The organism is Brevibacterium permense (assembly GCF_025506275.1).
GTDB lineage: Bacteria > Actinomycetota > Actinomycetes > Actinomycetales > Brevibacteriaceae > Brevibacterium > Brevibacterium permense_A.
In genome coordinates, this window is the sequence record NZ_QYCP01000068.1 from 1 (window position 1) to 14,006 (window position 14,006).

The following is a 14,006-nucleotide window of genomic DNA, read 5'->3' on the forward strand; positions in this document are numbered from 1 at the left end:
CCTCAGCCCCTCACCACCGCCCACCCCGTGCCGGAAACAGACCGCACGACTAGACTTGGACCAGTGACGACCAATGACTCCGCGGGAGGGACTCCGCCCGCCGCGCCCGACCGGCGGACCATTCGCCGCTGGCAGCGCTACCTCGCCAACGAACGGCTCGAGGAACGGGTGTATCGCAACCTCGCCGAACGCCGCAAGGGCGAGGACCGCGAGATCCTGCTCAGCCTCGCCACAGCGGAATCCCGGCATCAGGAGCATTGGATCTCCCTCCTCGGTGAACACGCCCAGAAGCGCCGCTCCGCCGATCTCGTCACCCGCTGCCTGGCGTTCCTCGGCCGCATGTTCGGCTCCGTGTTCGTCCTCGCTCTGGCTCAGCAGTCCGAAACGAGCTCGCCGTACGACGAAGACGAAGCCGCCTCGGCCGAGATGGCCGCCGATGAACGCATCCACGCCGAGGTGGTCCGTGCCCTGGCCGCCCGTTCCCGCGCCCGCCTGTCGGGGAACTTCCGCGCCGCCGTCTTCGGCGCCAACGACGGCTTGGTCTCGAACCTCGCCCTCGTCCTCGGTGTCGGCGCGGCTGGAGTCTCGAACACCGTCATCCTGCTCACCGGCGTGTCCGGACTGCTCGCCGGAGCCCTGTCGATGGGAGCCGGCGAATACATCTCGGTGCGCTCCCAGCGCGAACTCCTCGACGCCTCCACTCCGGATCCCGAGTCCCGGCACGCTCTGGCCGACCTCAACATCGACGCCAACGAGCTCGCTCTCGTCTTCCGCGCCCGCGGAATGGAAGCCCGCGAAGCCGAGGCCCGCGCCAACCGCACAATCGCAGCGGCGAAGAACAAACAGGCACCGAGGCTGCCGAACCTCGACTCCGAAGTCGACCGCGACGAACTGGGCACCGGCCTCGGCGCCGCCCTCTCAAGCTTCTGCTTCTTCTCCTCCGGCGCGCTCATCCCGATCCTGCCCTACATCTTCGGCATGTCCGGACTGCCCGCCGTGTTCCTGTCCGCCGGCCTTGTCGGCATCGCGCTGCTGTTCACCGGCGGCATCGTCGGCCTGCTCTCCGGCAAATCGCCCGGCCCCCGCGCCCTGCGCCAACTCGGCATCGGCTTCGGTGCCGCCGCCGTGACCTACGCCCTCGGCCTGCTCTTCGGAGGTACCGCATGACCGATCCGCTCATCCTCGTCGACCCCGCCACCGGCACGTTCGAACTCACCGACCTGCGTGCCGCCCAACTGCCCGTCACGGACCTCTCCGCTCATCGCGGGGACGGGATCTTCGAAACCGTGCTGGTGAGCGTGGGTGCGCACGGTGCCACCGTGGTGTCGCGGGAACGGCACTTCACCCGGTTCCGCACGTCCGCCTCGACGCTGGATCTGCCCGATCCCGACCAAGGACTGTGGGATCGGGTCATCGATTCCCTCATCGCCGAGGTGGCCGCCGCCGATCCCAAGAATGTCGAGTTCGGGATCCGCTACGCCCTCTCCCGCGGGGAGCAGGGCGCGAACGGCGCATTCCGGGGCCGCGGGTGGGCCTTTCCCGTGCCCGTCGACGACCACATCCGTACAGCTCGGGCACAAGGTGTCACCGCCGTCAGCCTCGACCGCGGCTTCGACGCCTATATCGGCAGCAAGGCCCCGTGGCTGCTCATCGGCGCGAAGACTCTGTCCTATGCGGTCAATCAGGCCGCCGGCCGCTATGCCGCAGCCAACGACGCCGATGAGGCGCTTTTCGTCTCCCATGACGGAATCGTGCTCGAAGGACCGACCGCGAATCTCATTATCCGCCGAGGCGACCACCTGCTCACTCCGAATCCAGAGGCGGGTCTGCTGTCAGGAACGACGCAGCGCCTCATCTTCGATCATGCGGAGGAACTGGGACTGAGCGCCGAATATGCCGACCTGAGCCTCGACGACGTCAAGGCGGCGGATGGGGCTTGGTACGTCTCGTCGATGCGCACCGCAGTCGCGCTGCGCGAACTCGACGGGAATGCGATCTCAGTTGATCAGACTCTGACTGATAAGTTCCAGGAGATCATCCGCGGACGGTGAGGCCCTGGGAGCCGCCGGCGCCGAACGGCGGCAGGCGCCTTCGGGGATGCGCTGCTCCGGGGTGGCCGGACTCTGGGCGCCTTCGGGGATGCGCTGCCCCGAGCCCTCAGGCTCGGGGCAGAGCGTCGGCGGGTTTCGCCGAGGGGAGAGTGAAGGCGAGAACGAGCCCGAGGATGCAGGCGGCGCAGCTGATCAGCCACACCGGCCAGAAGACGCCGGACATTCCCGGCAGCAGCGCAAGCAGGAATCCGAGGGCACCACAGACGAACAGTCCGGTGACGACGCGCGTCTTCCACTTCCTCAGCATCGTGTGCCCTTCTCTTCACGTTTCGACCCAGACCTTCCCTTGCCCGATCGAAGCGTGCTCTCACGCTATCTCCCCCGGTCTGCCCGGCACATCCCCCAAAAGTATGAAATGAGCGAACTTTCTCGACCTCGTCCAATCTCGGGTGGCCTCGCGAGCATCGTCCTGCGTTAGTGTTGACTTCGACGGAATACGTTCCCGCGGCTCGTGAGAGTCGTGGGACTCAATGTTCAAAGGAAAGGACACGAGCATGGGAAAGCTCGCTTGGCAGATCATCGGCGTGGGAGCGCCCATCGCAGCTGCATTCGTCGCTCGCAAGACCCTGACCTTCGCGTGGGAGAAGTCGACGAAGCGACCGGCGCCGTCGAACCCCGTCGATGACGAGATCTCGATGTCCGAGGCCCTGGCCTGGACGATCGTCTCCGGTGTCGGTGTGGCCGTGGCTCAGCTCGTGGTTCAGCGCATCGCCGCGCACACCGTGCGCAACAACTTCGGCGATGAGGCCCTGCCGAAGAAGTTCCGCAAGCAGATCGAAGAGGTCACTGACTGATCTTCCGCTGACCTACTGCTGCTTCTGCAGCAGCGAAGCGGCCCGCGAAGCTCATGCTTCGCGGGCCGCTTCTTCTCTGGCGTTCAGCCGGTGATGCGGTCGAGGATCTCGGCGAGGACCGATGCCTCGATCTGCCCCGGCGCCGAAGCCTGTCCGACCTGCGCGAATGTAGCGCAGCTGCCGAAGTCGGCGCCCATGATCCGGCTCGTCCGCCCCAAAGAACCCATCGAAATTCCGAGCACGGGAACCAGCAGCGAGGCATCCGCCGCGGCAGTCGCCTCCAGGAGACGCAGAACATCGGCCGGTGCCTGCGGCATCATCGCCACCTTGGCCACATCAGCTCCGGCCTCGCTCATCGCAGTGAACGTCTTCAGCAGGCGCTCGGAAGAGTCCGTGGAATCGAAATTGTGGTGCGAAGCAACGACGGGCACGCCCGCTCCCTGCGCCGAGGCGATAAGGGAGCCCGACTCGGCCCGATCGATCTCGATGTCGATGGCCACGGGAACGCCCCATGATGCGCTGCCGGGAACTCCCGAGGAGGCGGTGCCGGTGGGACCGGTGCCGGCAGCGGTTCCGGCGTCCGCCTCTACGTCGGAGACCCCGGCGATGAGTTCCCGCACCACCTCGGCGTAGTCGTCCTCCGTGATCTCCGCCCGCCCGCCCTCGAAACCGGTGCGGACGGTCAGGAGGATCGGCAGCCCCGCTGTGAGTGCACGCGGAAGCAGACGAAGGACCGCCTCGGCGAGGCTGTGCACACTCCCGTGCACCCCACCCTTCGCAGGACCGGAGCCGACGACGAGCAGCGGATCGATGCGCCATTCGACGGCGTCGACGATTCCGGTCGCGGCGGCTGCAGCGCATTCGGCAGTGAGCTCATCTGCATCGATCGCCTGTGTCGGCACGATGACGGCAGGTCGCCCAGGATTGCGCACCGCGGGCGATCCTGCGGCAGGATTGAGGAACGGCAATGATTTCATTTCTCAAGCGTAGGCGGTGACCAGGCGCAGGAGGGCAGGAGGACACGGGTGGAGACGATGCAGGTGGACAGGATCAGCGCACGCGATGGCTTCCCCCTCGAGGTCCAGGTCAACGGTCCGGAGCACGCTCCTGCACTGCTCCTCCTGCAGGGTCAGTCGAACTCGCACGAGTGGTGGGATGACCTGCGCGGGGACTTCGTACCGGACTTCCGCACGATCACGTTCGACTATCGCGGAACGGGCAGCAGCCGGGGCGAGCTCGGGGAACTGTCGACAGCGAGCTTCGCCGATGATGCCGTGGACGTGCTCGACCACCTCGGCGTGGATCAGGCCGCGGTCTACGGCACATCCATGGGCGGGCGGATCTCGCAGATGCTGGCACTCAACCATCCGGAGCGGGTAAGCGCTCTGGTCCTCGGGTGCACCTCGCCCGGCGGACAGCATGCCGTCAAGCGTCCGCGTGAGGTCGGCCAGGCTCTGGCGAGGCTGCGTGGTGACGAGCACACGCAGTACCTCTTCGACCTCTTCTACACCCCCGAATGGACGGTATCGGCGGAGTACAGCAAGATGCTCGGCGACGACACGATGACGGCGGCCGAGTCATCCGCCCATCTGCGCGTGAGCGCCAATCACAATGCCTGGGACCGGCTGCCCGAGATCTCCGCTCCGACGCTGATCATGCACGGCGATGCCGATCGGATGAACCCAGTGGAGAATGCCCGGATCCTCCACGAGCGCATCCCCGGATCTCAGCTGCTGATTCTGCCGGAAGGCCGACACGGATTCTTCGAAGAATTCGCCGAGGTGGTCACTCCGGCCGTGGTCCGCTTCCTCACAGAATCACTGCAGAAATTCTGCAGGCAAGAATCCTGAAGGCAAGGCCGCCTACTGCATCAAAATCCCATATCCGGTAGCAAATCCATTAACGGCATACCTACATGCTCCAATCGATGATTATAACAATCAAGTAACGCACGACGATCCGTTTGCCCAGGTCAGAGCGGTAGTCAAGGGTGACGCGCCGCATAATCCCAACAAGATCTCTACCGAAAACCCTGAACAAAACTACAATGGTGGATCAGATATCCGTGTGCGGTGAGGCGCGTGCGCAATTGAGCTATTCGGATCTGATCTGCGAGCACCGAACCGTGCAAACGGGGGTGAAGCCTCTCGTTCTTGCGGACTGCCAAGAATGCAAGGAGGAAGCGCGTGAGCGTTGTCAAAGCGTCACACGTCTACAAAGTTTTCGGAAAGCGCGAAAACGAAGTCGTCAAACGGCTCGAAGAGGGCGCCGACCGTGAAGATCTGACGAAACTCGGAACCGCCGCCGTCATCGATGCGAGCTTCGAAGTCGAGGCCGGCGAGATATTCGTCGTCATGGGCCTGTCAGGCTCGGGCAAGTCGACCCTGATCCGCACTCTCAACGGACTCTGGGCACCCACCGCCGGATCCGTCGAGGTGCTGGGCACCGACATCGCGAAGATCGATTCGGCCGCACTGCGCAAGGTCCGCAGCGAACACATCTCGATGGTGTTCCAGCACTTCGCACTGCTCCCGCACCGCACCGTCCGCGACAACGCCGCCTATGCGCTCGAGATCCGCGGAGTCGCGAAGGCGGAGCGGGACAAGGCCGCCGACCGCTGGCTCAAGGCCGTCGGCCTCGAAGGCTGGGGCGACAAGTTCCCCGAGCAGCTCTCCGGCGGTATGCAGCAGCGCGTCGGCCTGGCCCGCGCGCTGGCGGCTGAGACCGACATCCTCCTCATGGACGAAGCCTTCTCCGCCCTCGACCCGCTGATCCGGCGCGAGATGCAGGAACAGCTCGTCGAACTGCAGCGGGAGCTGAAGAAGACGATCATCTTCATCACCCACGACCTCAATGAGGCGATGTTCCTCGGTGACCGGATCGCGGTGATGCGCAACGGGCGCATCGTCCAGGTCGGCACCCCGGAGGACATCCTCACCGACCCGGCCAACGACTACGTGGCACAGTTCGTCCACGACGTCGACCGGGCCCGCGTGCTGACGGCCAACAACGTCATGGAGAAGGCACGGCAGACCGTGAGCAATCAGAACGGTCCCCGAGTTGCACTGCGCACCATGCGCGACAACGGCGCCTCAGGGGTGTACGTCACGGACAGGGACCGGAAGTTCCTCGGCCTCGTCAGCGACCGCGACTGCATCGAACACATCCGGACAGGTGCCACGACTCTCGACGAGATCATCAAACCGGTCGCCCACCCCGCATCTCCGGACGACCTGCTCATCGACCTCTTCCTGCCGACCGCGGAGATGCCTCTGCCGGTGCCCGTCACCGACGCCGACGGCGAGCTCGTCGGCGTTGTACCCAGGGCCACTCTGCTCGCCGCGCTCGGCACGCAGAACGGCAATGACGAGGCCTCGACGGACGCCTCTGTCGAAGACTGGCCCGAGCCGGTCGACACCGGAATCATCGACCAGGTACTCGCCGAAGGTGATGATGCCGTCGCACCGCAGGCCGCCGGTGAAAGGAGTGAACGCTGATGGAGAACATCAGAATTCCGATCGGAGCCTGGGTCGACACCGTATTCGACTGGCTCAAAGACAACGTCGCGTGGTTCTTCGACGCCGTCACTTGGCTGTTCAACTTCCTCATCGAGGTCCTCACCGACGTGCTCGTCGACCTCCACCCGCTCGTCATCATCATTCTGCTGGCGCTCATCGGCTGGATCTTCCGCTCGTGGCAGATGGCCGTGGGCACACTCATCACTCTGTTCTTCATCATGACGATGGGCCAATGGGTGGCCGCGATGCAGACCCTGGCGCTGATCATCATCGCCGCTGTCATCGCCATCATCATCGCCGTCCCGGTCGGCATTCTGGCCGCACGCAGCAACAGAGCCTCGGCGGTCATCAAACCGATCCTCGACTTCATGCAGACGATGCCGGCATTCGTCTACCTCATTCCGGCGGTCACCTTCTTCGGCATCGGCGTCGTCCCCGGCCTCGTGGCCACGGTGATCTTCGCTCTGCCCCCGGGTGTGCGGTTCACCGAGCTCGGCATCCGCGGGGTCGATTCGGAGACGGTCGAAGCCGGACAGTCCTTCGGTGCGACTCCCGGCCAGATCCTCCGCGGAGTCCAGCTGCCCTTGGCCACCCCGACGATCATGGCCGGCATCAACCAGGTCATCATGCTCGCACTGGCGATGGCCGTCATCGCCGGCATGGTCGGCGCCGACGGACTCGGAAAGAACGTCGTCGAAGCGATCGCCACCCAGAACCTGCCGCTCGGCGTCGAAGCCGGACTCGGTGTCGTGATCATCGCGGTCTACCTCGATCGCGTCACCGCAGCTCTGGGCACCGCGAAGGACTACCCGCACTCGCTCGTGGCGGGAATGCGTCGTCGCAACGCGAAGAACAAGGCGGCTGCGGCAGCCGCTGAGTCGGCAGCCACCGCGGCCTGAAGTAATGGTTCACCCAATCCGAATCAACGATCACTAGAGAAAAGGAACACACAATGAAGAGAAGATTCCTCACCACGATCGTCGCTGCAGTCGCAGCCCTCGGCCTTGCCCTGACCGGTTGCTCACAGGAAGCATCGAAGGACGGTGGCGAAGGCGGCGACAAGGGCGACATCAAACTCGGCTACGTCACCGGTTGGACCGACGGCCAGAGCATCTCGCTCCTGCTCGAAGACCAATTGGGCAAGATGGGCTACAACGTCGAGACCGAGACCTTCAACGACGCCGCCGTCCTCTACGCCGGTGTCGCCAACGGCGATATCGACATGTATCCGTCCTCGTGGCCCGAGGTCACGCACAAGCAGTACATCGACGAATACGGTGACGACCTCGAAGACCTCGGCGCCTACTACGACAACGCCGTCCTCACGATCGCCGTCCCGAAGTACATGAAGGACATCAACTCGATCGAAGACCTCAAGGGCAAGGGCAAGGACTTCGGCGGCGAGATCATCGGAATCGAGCCCGGTGCCGGTCTGACGAAGGCCACCAAGGCGATGATTCCCAAATACGGTCTCGACGGCGAATACGAGCTGGTCACTTCGTCGACCGCTGCCATGCTCACCGAGCTCGGCAATGCGACCGATGCGAAGAAGGACATCGTCGTCACCCTGTGGCGTCCGTTCTGGGCCAACAACGAGTACCCGGTCAAGGACCTCGAGGACCCGAAGGGTGCGATGGGTGACCCCGAGAAGCTCCACTTCACCGCAACCAAGGGCTTCGGCGAAGAGTTCTCCGATGCCGCCGACTACATCGAGAAGATCAAGCTCGACGACAAGCAGTACGGAGACCTCGAGGACCTGGTCGTCAACAAGCACAAGGATGATGGCAAGAAGGCCATCGCCGAGTGGCTGAAGGCCAACCCCGACGCCTACGAAGGCGAGCTGCCGGACGAGAAGTGATCCTGCCGCCGCGGCAGCAGCCGCACTGAGGAGGACATCCTCGGCTCAGCTGCGGGCTTCCCCATTGCCCGGCGTGCGGTCATGAATATGCTGTGCCCTCCCGACTCGGACGAGTCGGGAGGGCACAGCTGTATGAGTAGACTCGGCTGAGAATCGCCGTTGACACCGTTTTCGGTGTGCCGGCTCGAACGAAGGACATCCCATGACGACCGATTCGGCAACCGTCGACACCTTCGTCGGACCCCTCACTGTGATAAGCGACGGCCGGTCCGTCGTCCGACTCGAATGGCACATTTCCGCCGAGGCGACCGATGTCACCGGTCCGATCCTCACCGAGGCGTCCGACCGGTCCGACCCGATCCCCACCGCGGCAGCCGCCGCCTCGGATCCGATCCTCGTCGAGGCGGTCGCCCAGTTGCGGGCGTACTTCGACGGCCGCCTCGGCGATTTCGACCTGCCCGTGGACTTCGGTCAGATTTCTGACGTCGCTAGGACCGTTTTGACGACCTTGGCCGAAGAGGTCCCAGCAGGGACCACGGTCACCTACGGACAGCTCGCCGAAGCCAGCGGAACCGGGATTCCGGCGCGTGCTGTCGGTGGGATCATGGGACTCAATCCGATCCCGATCATCGTCCCCTGCCATCGTGTTGTCGCCGGTGACGGACTCGGCGGGTATTCGGGCGGGCTGCCCGGGCACGAGCTCGAGACCAAGCGGCGTCTCCTCGAGTTCGAAGACGCCCTGCCGCAGCCGCTGTTCTGACATTCTCCAGGTCGCGCTGACAATCCGCAGTTCGCGCGTACATTCTCCAGGTCGCGCTGGCCTGTAGTTGTGCGGATTCGGGATTCAGTCCTCGCTCGAATTCGGTCGCTGAACCACTGGAGGTCGGGCGAATCGTGTGATTACATTGCCAGACCAGATTTTGTGATCACAAAAGATTCCGCGTTCACAAGCTCCTGCTCGGACGACCGAGGCTGCCAGCGTCGGCAACACCTCCTCGTTCGGGCAGCCACCACGAAGGGGAAACTGATGATGTCACGCACAATCACCACCGTCGTCGCCTGGCCGAAGAAGACCCACAAGCAGTACATGGATGAGTACGGCGACAAGATCGAGGACATCAGCACCTACTACGACAAGGCGCAGAACACGATCGTCGTGCCCGACTATGTCGACATCGATTCGATGGATGAGCTCAAAGACAATGCCGACAAGTTCGACGGCAAGATCGTCGGCATCGAGCCCGGAGCCGGTCTTACCAAGGTGACGAAGGATTCGATGATGCCGGCCTACGACCTGGAGAAGGACTTCGAACTCGTCACCTCCTCGACCCCGGCCATGCTCACCGAGCTGGGCAATGCCATCGATGCGCAGGACGACATCGTCGTCACCCTGTGGCGTCCGTTCTGGGCGAACAACGCCTACGACGTCAAGGAGCTCAAGGATCCGAAGAACGCCATGGGCGATCCGGAGAAGATGCACTTCCTCGGCACCGAGGGCTTCAGCGAGGAGTTCCCCGAGGCGTCGGAGCTCATCAAGGGGATCAAGCTCGACGACAAGACGTACGGAGAGCTCGAGGACCTCATCGTCAACGAGTACGAAGAAGGTCAGGAAGGCGACGTCGTCGACCAGTGGATCAAGGACAATCCGAAGGCCTTCGACTCCGAGATCACCGACTGAGTCACTGCGCGACCATACGACGCGGCCGCCGCTCCCGCTTCTGCGGGTCCGGCGGCCGCTCTTTTTTCAGTGAAGACGCGGCAGTGGCGGTTGGTCAGGCGGCCGCGCCGTTCTCTCACCCGTCGAACAGCTCCTGCCCGATGTACCCGTCCTTACTCGCTCCGGGCGGGATCGCCCACACGGTCGACCCGATCGGGGTCGTCCATTCGTTGAGCAGGTCCACCTCGGCGAGGCGGCGCTGGATCGGCAGGAACTGCCGTTCGATATCGGCCTGGAAGGACGCGAACAGGAGCCCCGAATCCCCACCCGCACCGGTCTCGTAGTTGAACGTGCGCCGGTGGATCTGCACCTCCGGACCCAGTCCGTCGCGGGCCCGGGCGATATGTGCGACCTGCGAGATCTTCGTCAGTCCGCGCTTGTCGACAGCGGTGAAGTCCGGAACGTCGAACTCGTCCTCACCCGTCAGCGGTGCCCCGGAATCCATGGTCCGCCCGACCGAGAACTCCCGTGCGGGTCGATCGGCCTGATCCCAGGTGTCGAGGTTCATCGCGATATCGCGATGAACCAGCGTCGTTCCCCCACGCATCCACACCGGCAGATGCGCGCCGAGGTCGGCCGGCGGCTCCCCGCGGGCGGAGAACACCGGGTTCGCAGTCTCGGTGCCCTGTCCCCAGATGATCCGCGCGAAGTCCTCGGACCCGGGGCCCGGATTCGCCGTGCCGTCGAGCTGACCGAAGAGGTTCCGTTGGGTCTTCCCCTCCCCCGCGCTGCCGTAGGCACGTCGGAATCCGTCCCGCTGCCAGGCCACCTCGGCGAACGATCGCGAATCCTTGAACAGCATGCGCCTGGCATGCGCCAAGGTCAGCGGGTCGTCGCCGCAGATCTGCAGGAGCAGGTCGCCCTTGCAGCGGTCCTGATCGAGGCGATCGATCGAGAACGCCTCCAAGGGCTTCAGCCAGTCCGGGACATGCTTCTTTCCGGCCAGGGCAACCAGCTCGGCTCCGAACCCGAAGGTCACAGTCAGCCGGGCAGGGTCGACGGCGAGCTCGGATTCGGAGTCGGCCAACGGAGCCTGCCCCTGCGTCAGTGCGGCCGCATCCGCGGTGAGCAGGCGCAGCCAGCGCACCGCCTCGGCGGCCTTGATCCCGGGTTTGAGCGTGAACGCGATGAAGTGCGCATAGGCCTGCGGCGGGGTCTCGACCCCGGATTGATGAGTGCCGTAGAACGGCTCGGTCTGCGGCCCGTTCGCCCCGTCCAGATCTCGCCGAGGCGGCCTGCCGTCACCGGCGCTCGTGCCCTGTGATCCGGGACCGCGGCCGAGCGCAAATCCGGCCGTGGCACCGACGACACCTGCACCGCCGGCCGCGGCCGCCGAGGTCAGGAGACCTCGGCGGCTGAAGCCGGTGCGAACGGGTTCAGTGGTCACCGTGGTCTCCATGGCCGGAGTCCTCGTGCTCTTCACTGTCGGCGTCGGTGCGTTTGCCGTCGTCGCCGTGCTCACCATGGTCGCCGTGGTCGTCGCTGGAGCCTTCGGCCTCACCGGGCGCGTAGTCTTCCTGGGCTCCGGAGTACTCCTTGGCCACGGCCGTGACCTCGACGGTCTCGTCATCGGCGGTGACGAGATCGAGCTTGATCTGCTCGCCCGGATTGATCGCCTTCTTCAGTCCCATGATCATGATGTGATCGCCTCCGGGCTCGAAGCGGAGGCTCTCCCCTGCCGGAACGGTGAAGCCGCCCTTTTTCTCCTGCATGGACATTCCGCCGGAGCCGTCGCCTTCGGTTTCGTGGAGTTGGACCATCTCCGCGTCCGCGTATTTCGCCTCGACGAGGTTGATGTCGGCATCGGTGTTGTTCTTCAGCTCCCCGAAGACTCCGGTCATTCCGTCGTCGGCGGCCTTGACCCAAGCACCGTCGAAGCTGAGGGCTTCGGCGTCGACCGCGTTTTCCGAGGATTCCGCCGAGGTCGAGCTGCTGCCGTCGGTCTGTGTCGAACCGGCGGCCTTGCTGTCGTCTTGGCCGCAGCCTGCCAGGCCGATGGCGACGGCGATGGGCAGGGCAAGGGCCAGGGTGATGTTCTTTCGCATGATGTCTGCACTTTCGTCATTCAGGTGCAGTCGAGCACATGTCGGCGCGCGCCGCGGTCGCCTGTTGGCGCAGGCAGTCCCGCGTGTTCCCCGTCGTCAGACGACGAGGATCTTCGGTCGCAGAGTCTCTGCCGCCCGAAGCTGCGGGCGCTCAGCCGCATCGCGTTAGTACGCCTGTGTGCAGGGAACGCTGCTGACCGGCAGCGCTTTCGTGAGCCTTTGCGCCGGTCGCGGTTGCCTGCGCGCAGCTCGTGCGAGTGCAAGTGCGCAGGGCACGTGCTGGCCAGGGTGCGGGGCACGTGTCCTCTGCGCGCAGCGGTGTGCGCGGACGTGTTCGACTGTCACCGAGGGGCGGCCCGCCGCTGTCCAGGCGGTCGCCCGAAGATGGATGGTCACCCGGGGAAACCAGGTGTGGGTCGGCGCTGCAAACGCCGATTGGGATGTCAGCCGAGCGCGGGCGGGCCGCGGCGGTAGTTCGGGCCGACTACCGCCGAGGTGACCGGCTGCGGCATCCGGAACGAAGCGCAGAGCTTGCGGAACGGTTCATCGGCCAGGACACCGGCAGTCTCGGCGAGGGCTCGCAGTGCGCCGATCACCGGGCCCAGGGCCAGCTGCAGAATACTGAGGACGATATCCTCACCGCGTTTGAGGATCACGGCGGTGACGAGGACGGCGACGACGTGGGCGATGATCATCCCCACCGAGGCAGCACCGTGGCTCGCATGTCCGAGCGCGGTTGCGGCAGGACCGAGGTCAAGGGAGCCGGAGGCTGGGACGATGTGTCCGGCGTGGGCGTGGAGGGCCGCCTCGGCGGAGGTGGATCCGGTACCGGCAGCTCCGGCCTGCCCGCTTCCGGATTGAGCGGTTCCCGCGTGGGCCCCCGCATGGGCGAAGGTGTGTGCGGACCAGCTCATCGTCAGGTGCATGAGCACCTGCCCGAGGCCGAGCAGGCCCGCCAGCGTGAGGTAGCCCAGGCGCCTGCCGGCGACGATCATCGCCGCCCAGAGGACGAGAACGAAGACGACCGCAGTGCCCGGAATCGAGACGCCGCCACCGGCACCGAGGTGCATGAGCAGGGCGAGGAGAGTCGTGAAGAGGGCAGCGAAGAGCGCACGTACGGATTTCGTCCATCCGGTCATGGGCCCTCCTCTCAGCTCGCTCCCACATTCTACTCAATGCAGAACTATTTCGGGAAGGCGACTGACCCTACATCCGCAGCCAGGTATCGGCGGTCTTCTTGACCATGGCACCGGCATCAGCGGCAGCATCGCCCCAGGCGACGAGGTTGCCATCAGGGTCAGTGGTGGAGTCGGAAAGGACGACGACGTCGAAGTTGCACACAAGACCCGCCATCGCCGAGGCGTAGACGGCTCCGGGGGTGCCCGCCGAGGAGGCGCCGGCGTCAGCATCGCCCTCTGCCTGAGCGGCGGGGTCAGTGGTGACTTCGCCAGCTCCAGTGCCTGGCTCGCCCGTCTCGGCGTCGGCGCCGGGCGTGGCCGCGGTGGCGTCGGGCATGGCCGCGGTGGCGTCGGCGCCGGCCATGATGATCCGGTCGACGGAGAGGTCATGCAGACCTGCGGCCAGATCGTCAACGCCCTCGAACACATCCGGGCTCTCGGAGCGGAGCACGAGATCCTCCTCATCAGGGACGAAGATGCTCAGCTCCTCATCGGGAGTGTCGACGAGGTCGGCCTTCGTCGACGCGAAGATGAGCACACCGCCCACAGCGCGGGTGCGGGTGACGATATCGCCGAGGGTCTCCATGGCGTCATCGCTGGGGTAGCTGGCGTCGTCGGTGTCAATGAGGAGCAGGGCATCCATACTCCAATCGTGCCACGACCGACTGACACATTCGAAGCCGGTTCACCTCGGCCGCAGCCGACACCACCCCTGACCTGCACGGACCCAAAGAGGCTTGCCAGTATGCTCGAACTGAGACGAACATTTCGTCTGTATTCGAAAC

The 14,006-nt window shown here is 65.0% G+C and carries 15 protein-coding genes; 9 read left to right on the forward strand and 6 right to left on the reverse strand.

Annotated features, from left to right (window positions below):
* Positions 1-63 precede the first annotated feature (63 nt).
* Positions 64-1,167, forward strand: a complete 1,104-nt coding sequence (locus D3I60_RS02545; RefSeq protein ID WP_262774590.1) for a VIT1/CCC1 transporter family protein — start codon at positions 64-66, stop codon at positions 1,165-1,167.
* The gene (locus D3I60_RS02550; RefSeq protein ID WP_262774591.1) at positions 1,164-2,051 is read left to right on the forward strand and encodes an aminotransferase class IV; all 888 of its coding nucleotides are present in this window, start codon (positions 1,164-1,166) and stop codon (positions 2,049-2,051) included. The genes D3I60_RS02545 and D3I60_RS02550 overlap by 4 nt, the downstream gene beginning before the upstream one ends.
* A gap of 106 nt (positions 2,052-2,157) precedes the next feature.
* On the opposite strand, the gene D3I60_RS02555 is transcribed toward D3I60_RS02550, so the two are convergent.
* The gene (locus D3I60_RS02555) at positions 2,158-2,358 is read right to left on the reverse strand and encodes a hypothetical protein (protein ID WP_139468999.1); all 201 of its coding nucleotides are present in this window, start codon (positions 2,356-2,358) and stop codon (positions 2,158-2,160) included.
* A 247-nt stretch (positions 2,359-2,605) separates the two neighbouring features.
* Between D3I60_RS02555 and D3I60_RS02560 the strand changes: the two genes are divergently transcribed.
* The gene (locus D3I60_RS02560; protein WP_262774592.1) at positions 2,606-2,905 is read left to right on the forward strand and encodes a DUF4235 domain-containing protein; all 300 of its coding nucleotides are present in this window, start codon (positions 2,606-2,608) and stop codon (positions 2,903-2,905) included.
* An 83-nt stretch (positions 2,906-2,988) separates the two neighbouring features.
* Here D3I60_RS02560 and D3I60_RS02565 read toward each other — a convergent pair whose 3' ends face one another.
* Positions 2,989-3,882 carry a type I 3-dehydroquinate dehydratase gene (locus D3I60_RS02565; protein WP_262774593.1) on the reverse strand — a complete coding sequence of 298 codons (894 nt, stop codon included), beginning with the start codon at positions 3,880-3,882 and terminating at the stop codon, positions 2,989-2,991.
* 57 nt (positions 3,883-3,939) lie between these two features.
* On the opposite strand from D3I60_RS02565, the gene D3I60_RS02570 reads away from it, so the two are divergent.
* The 6 genes from D3I60_RS02570 (at position 3,940) to D3I60_RS02595 (ending at position 9,959) form a co-directional block, all read left to right on the forward strand.
* Positions 3,940-4,755: an alpha/beta fold hydrolase gene (locus tag D3I60_RS02570; protein ID WP_262774614.1), complete on the forward strand. Its 816-nt coding sequence runs from the start codon at positions 3,940-3,942 to the stop codon at positions 4,753-4,755.
* A 336-nt stretch (positions 4,756-5,091) separates the two neighbouring features.
* The gene (locus D3I60_RS02575) at positions 5,092-6,402 is read left to right on the forward strand and encodes a quaternary amine ABC transporter ATP-binding protein (RefSeq protein WP_262774594.1); all 1,311 of its coding nucleotides are present in this window, start codon (positions 5,092-5,094) and stop codon (positions 6,400-6,402) included.
* The gene (locus D3I60_RS02580) at positions 6,402-7,322 is read left to right on the forward strand and encodes an ABC transporter permease (protein WP_262774595.1); all 921 of its coding nucleotides are present in this window, start codon (positions 6,402-6,404) and stop codon (positions 7,320-7,322) included. The genes D3I60_RS02575 and D3I60_RS02580 overlap by 1 nt, the downstream gene beginning before the upstream one ends.
* A 53-nt stretch (positions 7,323-7,375) precedes the next feature.
* Positions 7,376-8,281: a glycine betaine ABC transporter substrate-binding protein gene (locus D3I60_RS02585; RefSeq protein WP_262774596.1), complete on the forward strand. Its 906-nt coding sequence runs from the start codon at positions 7,376-7,378 to the stop codon at positions 8,279-8,281.
* 202 nt (positions 8,282-8,483) lie between these two features.
* A complete protein-coding gene (locus D3I60_RS02590) occupies positions 8,484-9,041 on the forward strand; it encodes a methylated-DNA--[protein]-cysteine S-methyltransferase (protein ID WP_262774597.1) in 558 nt (185 codons plus the stop codon).
* Between the two features lie 267 nt (positions 9,042-9,308).
* Positions 9,309-9,959, forward strand: a complete 651-nt coding sequence (locus D3I60_RS02595) for a glycine betaine ABC transporter substrate-binding protein (RefSeq protein ID WP_262774598.1) — start codon at positions 9,309-9,311, stop codon at positions 9,957-9,959.
* 115 nt (positions 9,960-10,074) lie between these two features.
* On the opposite strand, the gene D3I60_RS02600 is transcribed toward D3I60_RS02595, so the two are convergent.
* From D3I60_RS02600 to D3I60_RS02615, 4 genes are all read right to left on the reverse strand, one after another.
* Positions 10,075-11,397, reverse strand: a complete 1,323-nt coding sequence (locus tag D3I60_RS02600) for a Dyp-type peroxidase (protein WP_440588552.1) — start codon at positions 11,395-11,397, stop codon at positions 10,075-10,077.
* Positions 11,375-12,043 (reverse strand): copper chaperone PCu(A)C, encoded by a 669-nt coding sequence (locus D3I60_RS02605; protein ID WP_262774600.1) that lies wholly within the window; start codon positions 12,041-12,043, stop codon positions 11,375-11,377. Before D3I60_RS02605 ends, D3I60_RS02600 begins: the two co-directional genes overlap by 23 nt.
* A 443-nt stretch (positions 12,044-12,486) precedes the next feature.
* Positions 12,487-13,182 (reverse strand): hypothetical protein, encoded by a 696-nt coding sequence (locus tag D3I60_RS02610; RefSeq protein WP_262774601.1) that lies wholly within the window; start codon positions 13,180-13,182, stop codon positions 12,487-12,489.
* A 67-nt stretch (positions 13,183-13,249) separates the two neighbouring features.
* The gene (locus D3I60_RS02615) at positions 13,250-13,864 is read right to left on the reverse strand and encodes a hypothetical protein (protein WP_262774602.1); all 615 of its coding nucleotides are present in this window, start codon (positions 13,862-13,864) and stop codon (positions 13,250-13,252) included.
* Between the last annotated feature and the right edge of the window lie 142 nt (positions 13,865-14,006).

Coding starts and splice junctions, on each gene's coding strand:
- D3I60_RS02585 (WP_262774596.1), top strand. CDS start 7,376: ATGAAGAGAAGATTCCTCACCACGATCGTCGCTGCAGTCGCAGCCCTC.
- D3I60_RS02580 (WP_262774595.1), top strand. CDS start 6,402: ATGGAGAACATCAGAATTCCGATCGGAGCCTGGGTCGACACCGTATTC.
- D3I60_RS02550 (WP_262774591.1), top strand. CDS start 1,164: ATGACCGATCCGCTCATCCTCGTCGACCCCGCCACCGGCACGTTCGAA.
- D3I60_RS02560 (WP_262774592.1), top strand. CDS start 2,606: ATGGGAAAGCTCGCTTGGCAGATCATCGGCGTGGGAGCGCCCATCGCA.
- D3I60_RS02590 (WP_262774597.1), top strand. CDS start 8,484: ATGACGACCGATTCGGCAACCGTCGACACCTTCGTCGGACCCCTCACT.
- D3I60_RS02600 (WP_440588552.1), bottom strand. CDS start 11,397: ATGGAGACCACGGTGACCACTGAACCCGTTCGCACCGGCTTCAGCCGC.
- D3I60_RS02565 (WP_262774593.1), bottom strand. CDS start 3,882: ATGAAATCATTGCCGTTCCTCAATCCTGCCGCAGGATCGCCCGCGGTG.
- D3I60_RS02595 (WP_262774598.1), top strand. CDS start 9,309: ATGATGTCACGCACAATCACCACCGTCGTCGCCTGGCCGAAGAAGACC.
- D3I60_RS02610 (WP_262774601.1), bottom strand. CDS start 13,182: ATGACCGGATGGACGAAATCCGTACGTGCGCTCTTCGCTGCCCTCTTC.
- D3I60_RS02605 (WP_262774600.1), bottom strand. CDS start 12,043: ATGCGAAAGAACATCACCCTGGCCCTTGCCCTGCCCATCGCCGTCGCC.
- D3I60_RS02570 (WP_262774614.1), top strand. CDS start 3,940: ATGCAGGTGGACAGGATCAGCGCACGCGATGGCTTCCCCCTCGAGGTC.
- D3I60_RS02615 (WP_262774602.1), bottom strand. CDS start 13,864: ATGGATGCCCTGCTCCTCATTGACACCGACGACGCCAGCTACCCCAGC.
- D3I60_RS02555 (WP_139468999.1), bottom strand. CDS start 2,358: ATGCTGAGGAAGTGGAAGACGCGCGTCGTCACCGGACTGTTCGTCTGT.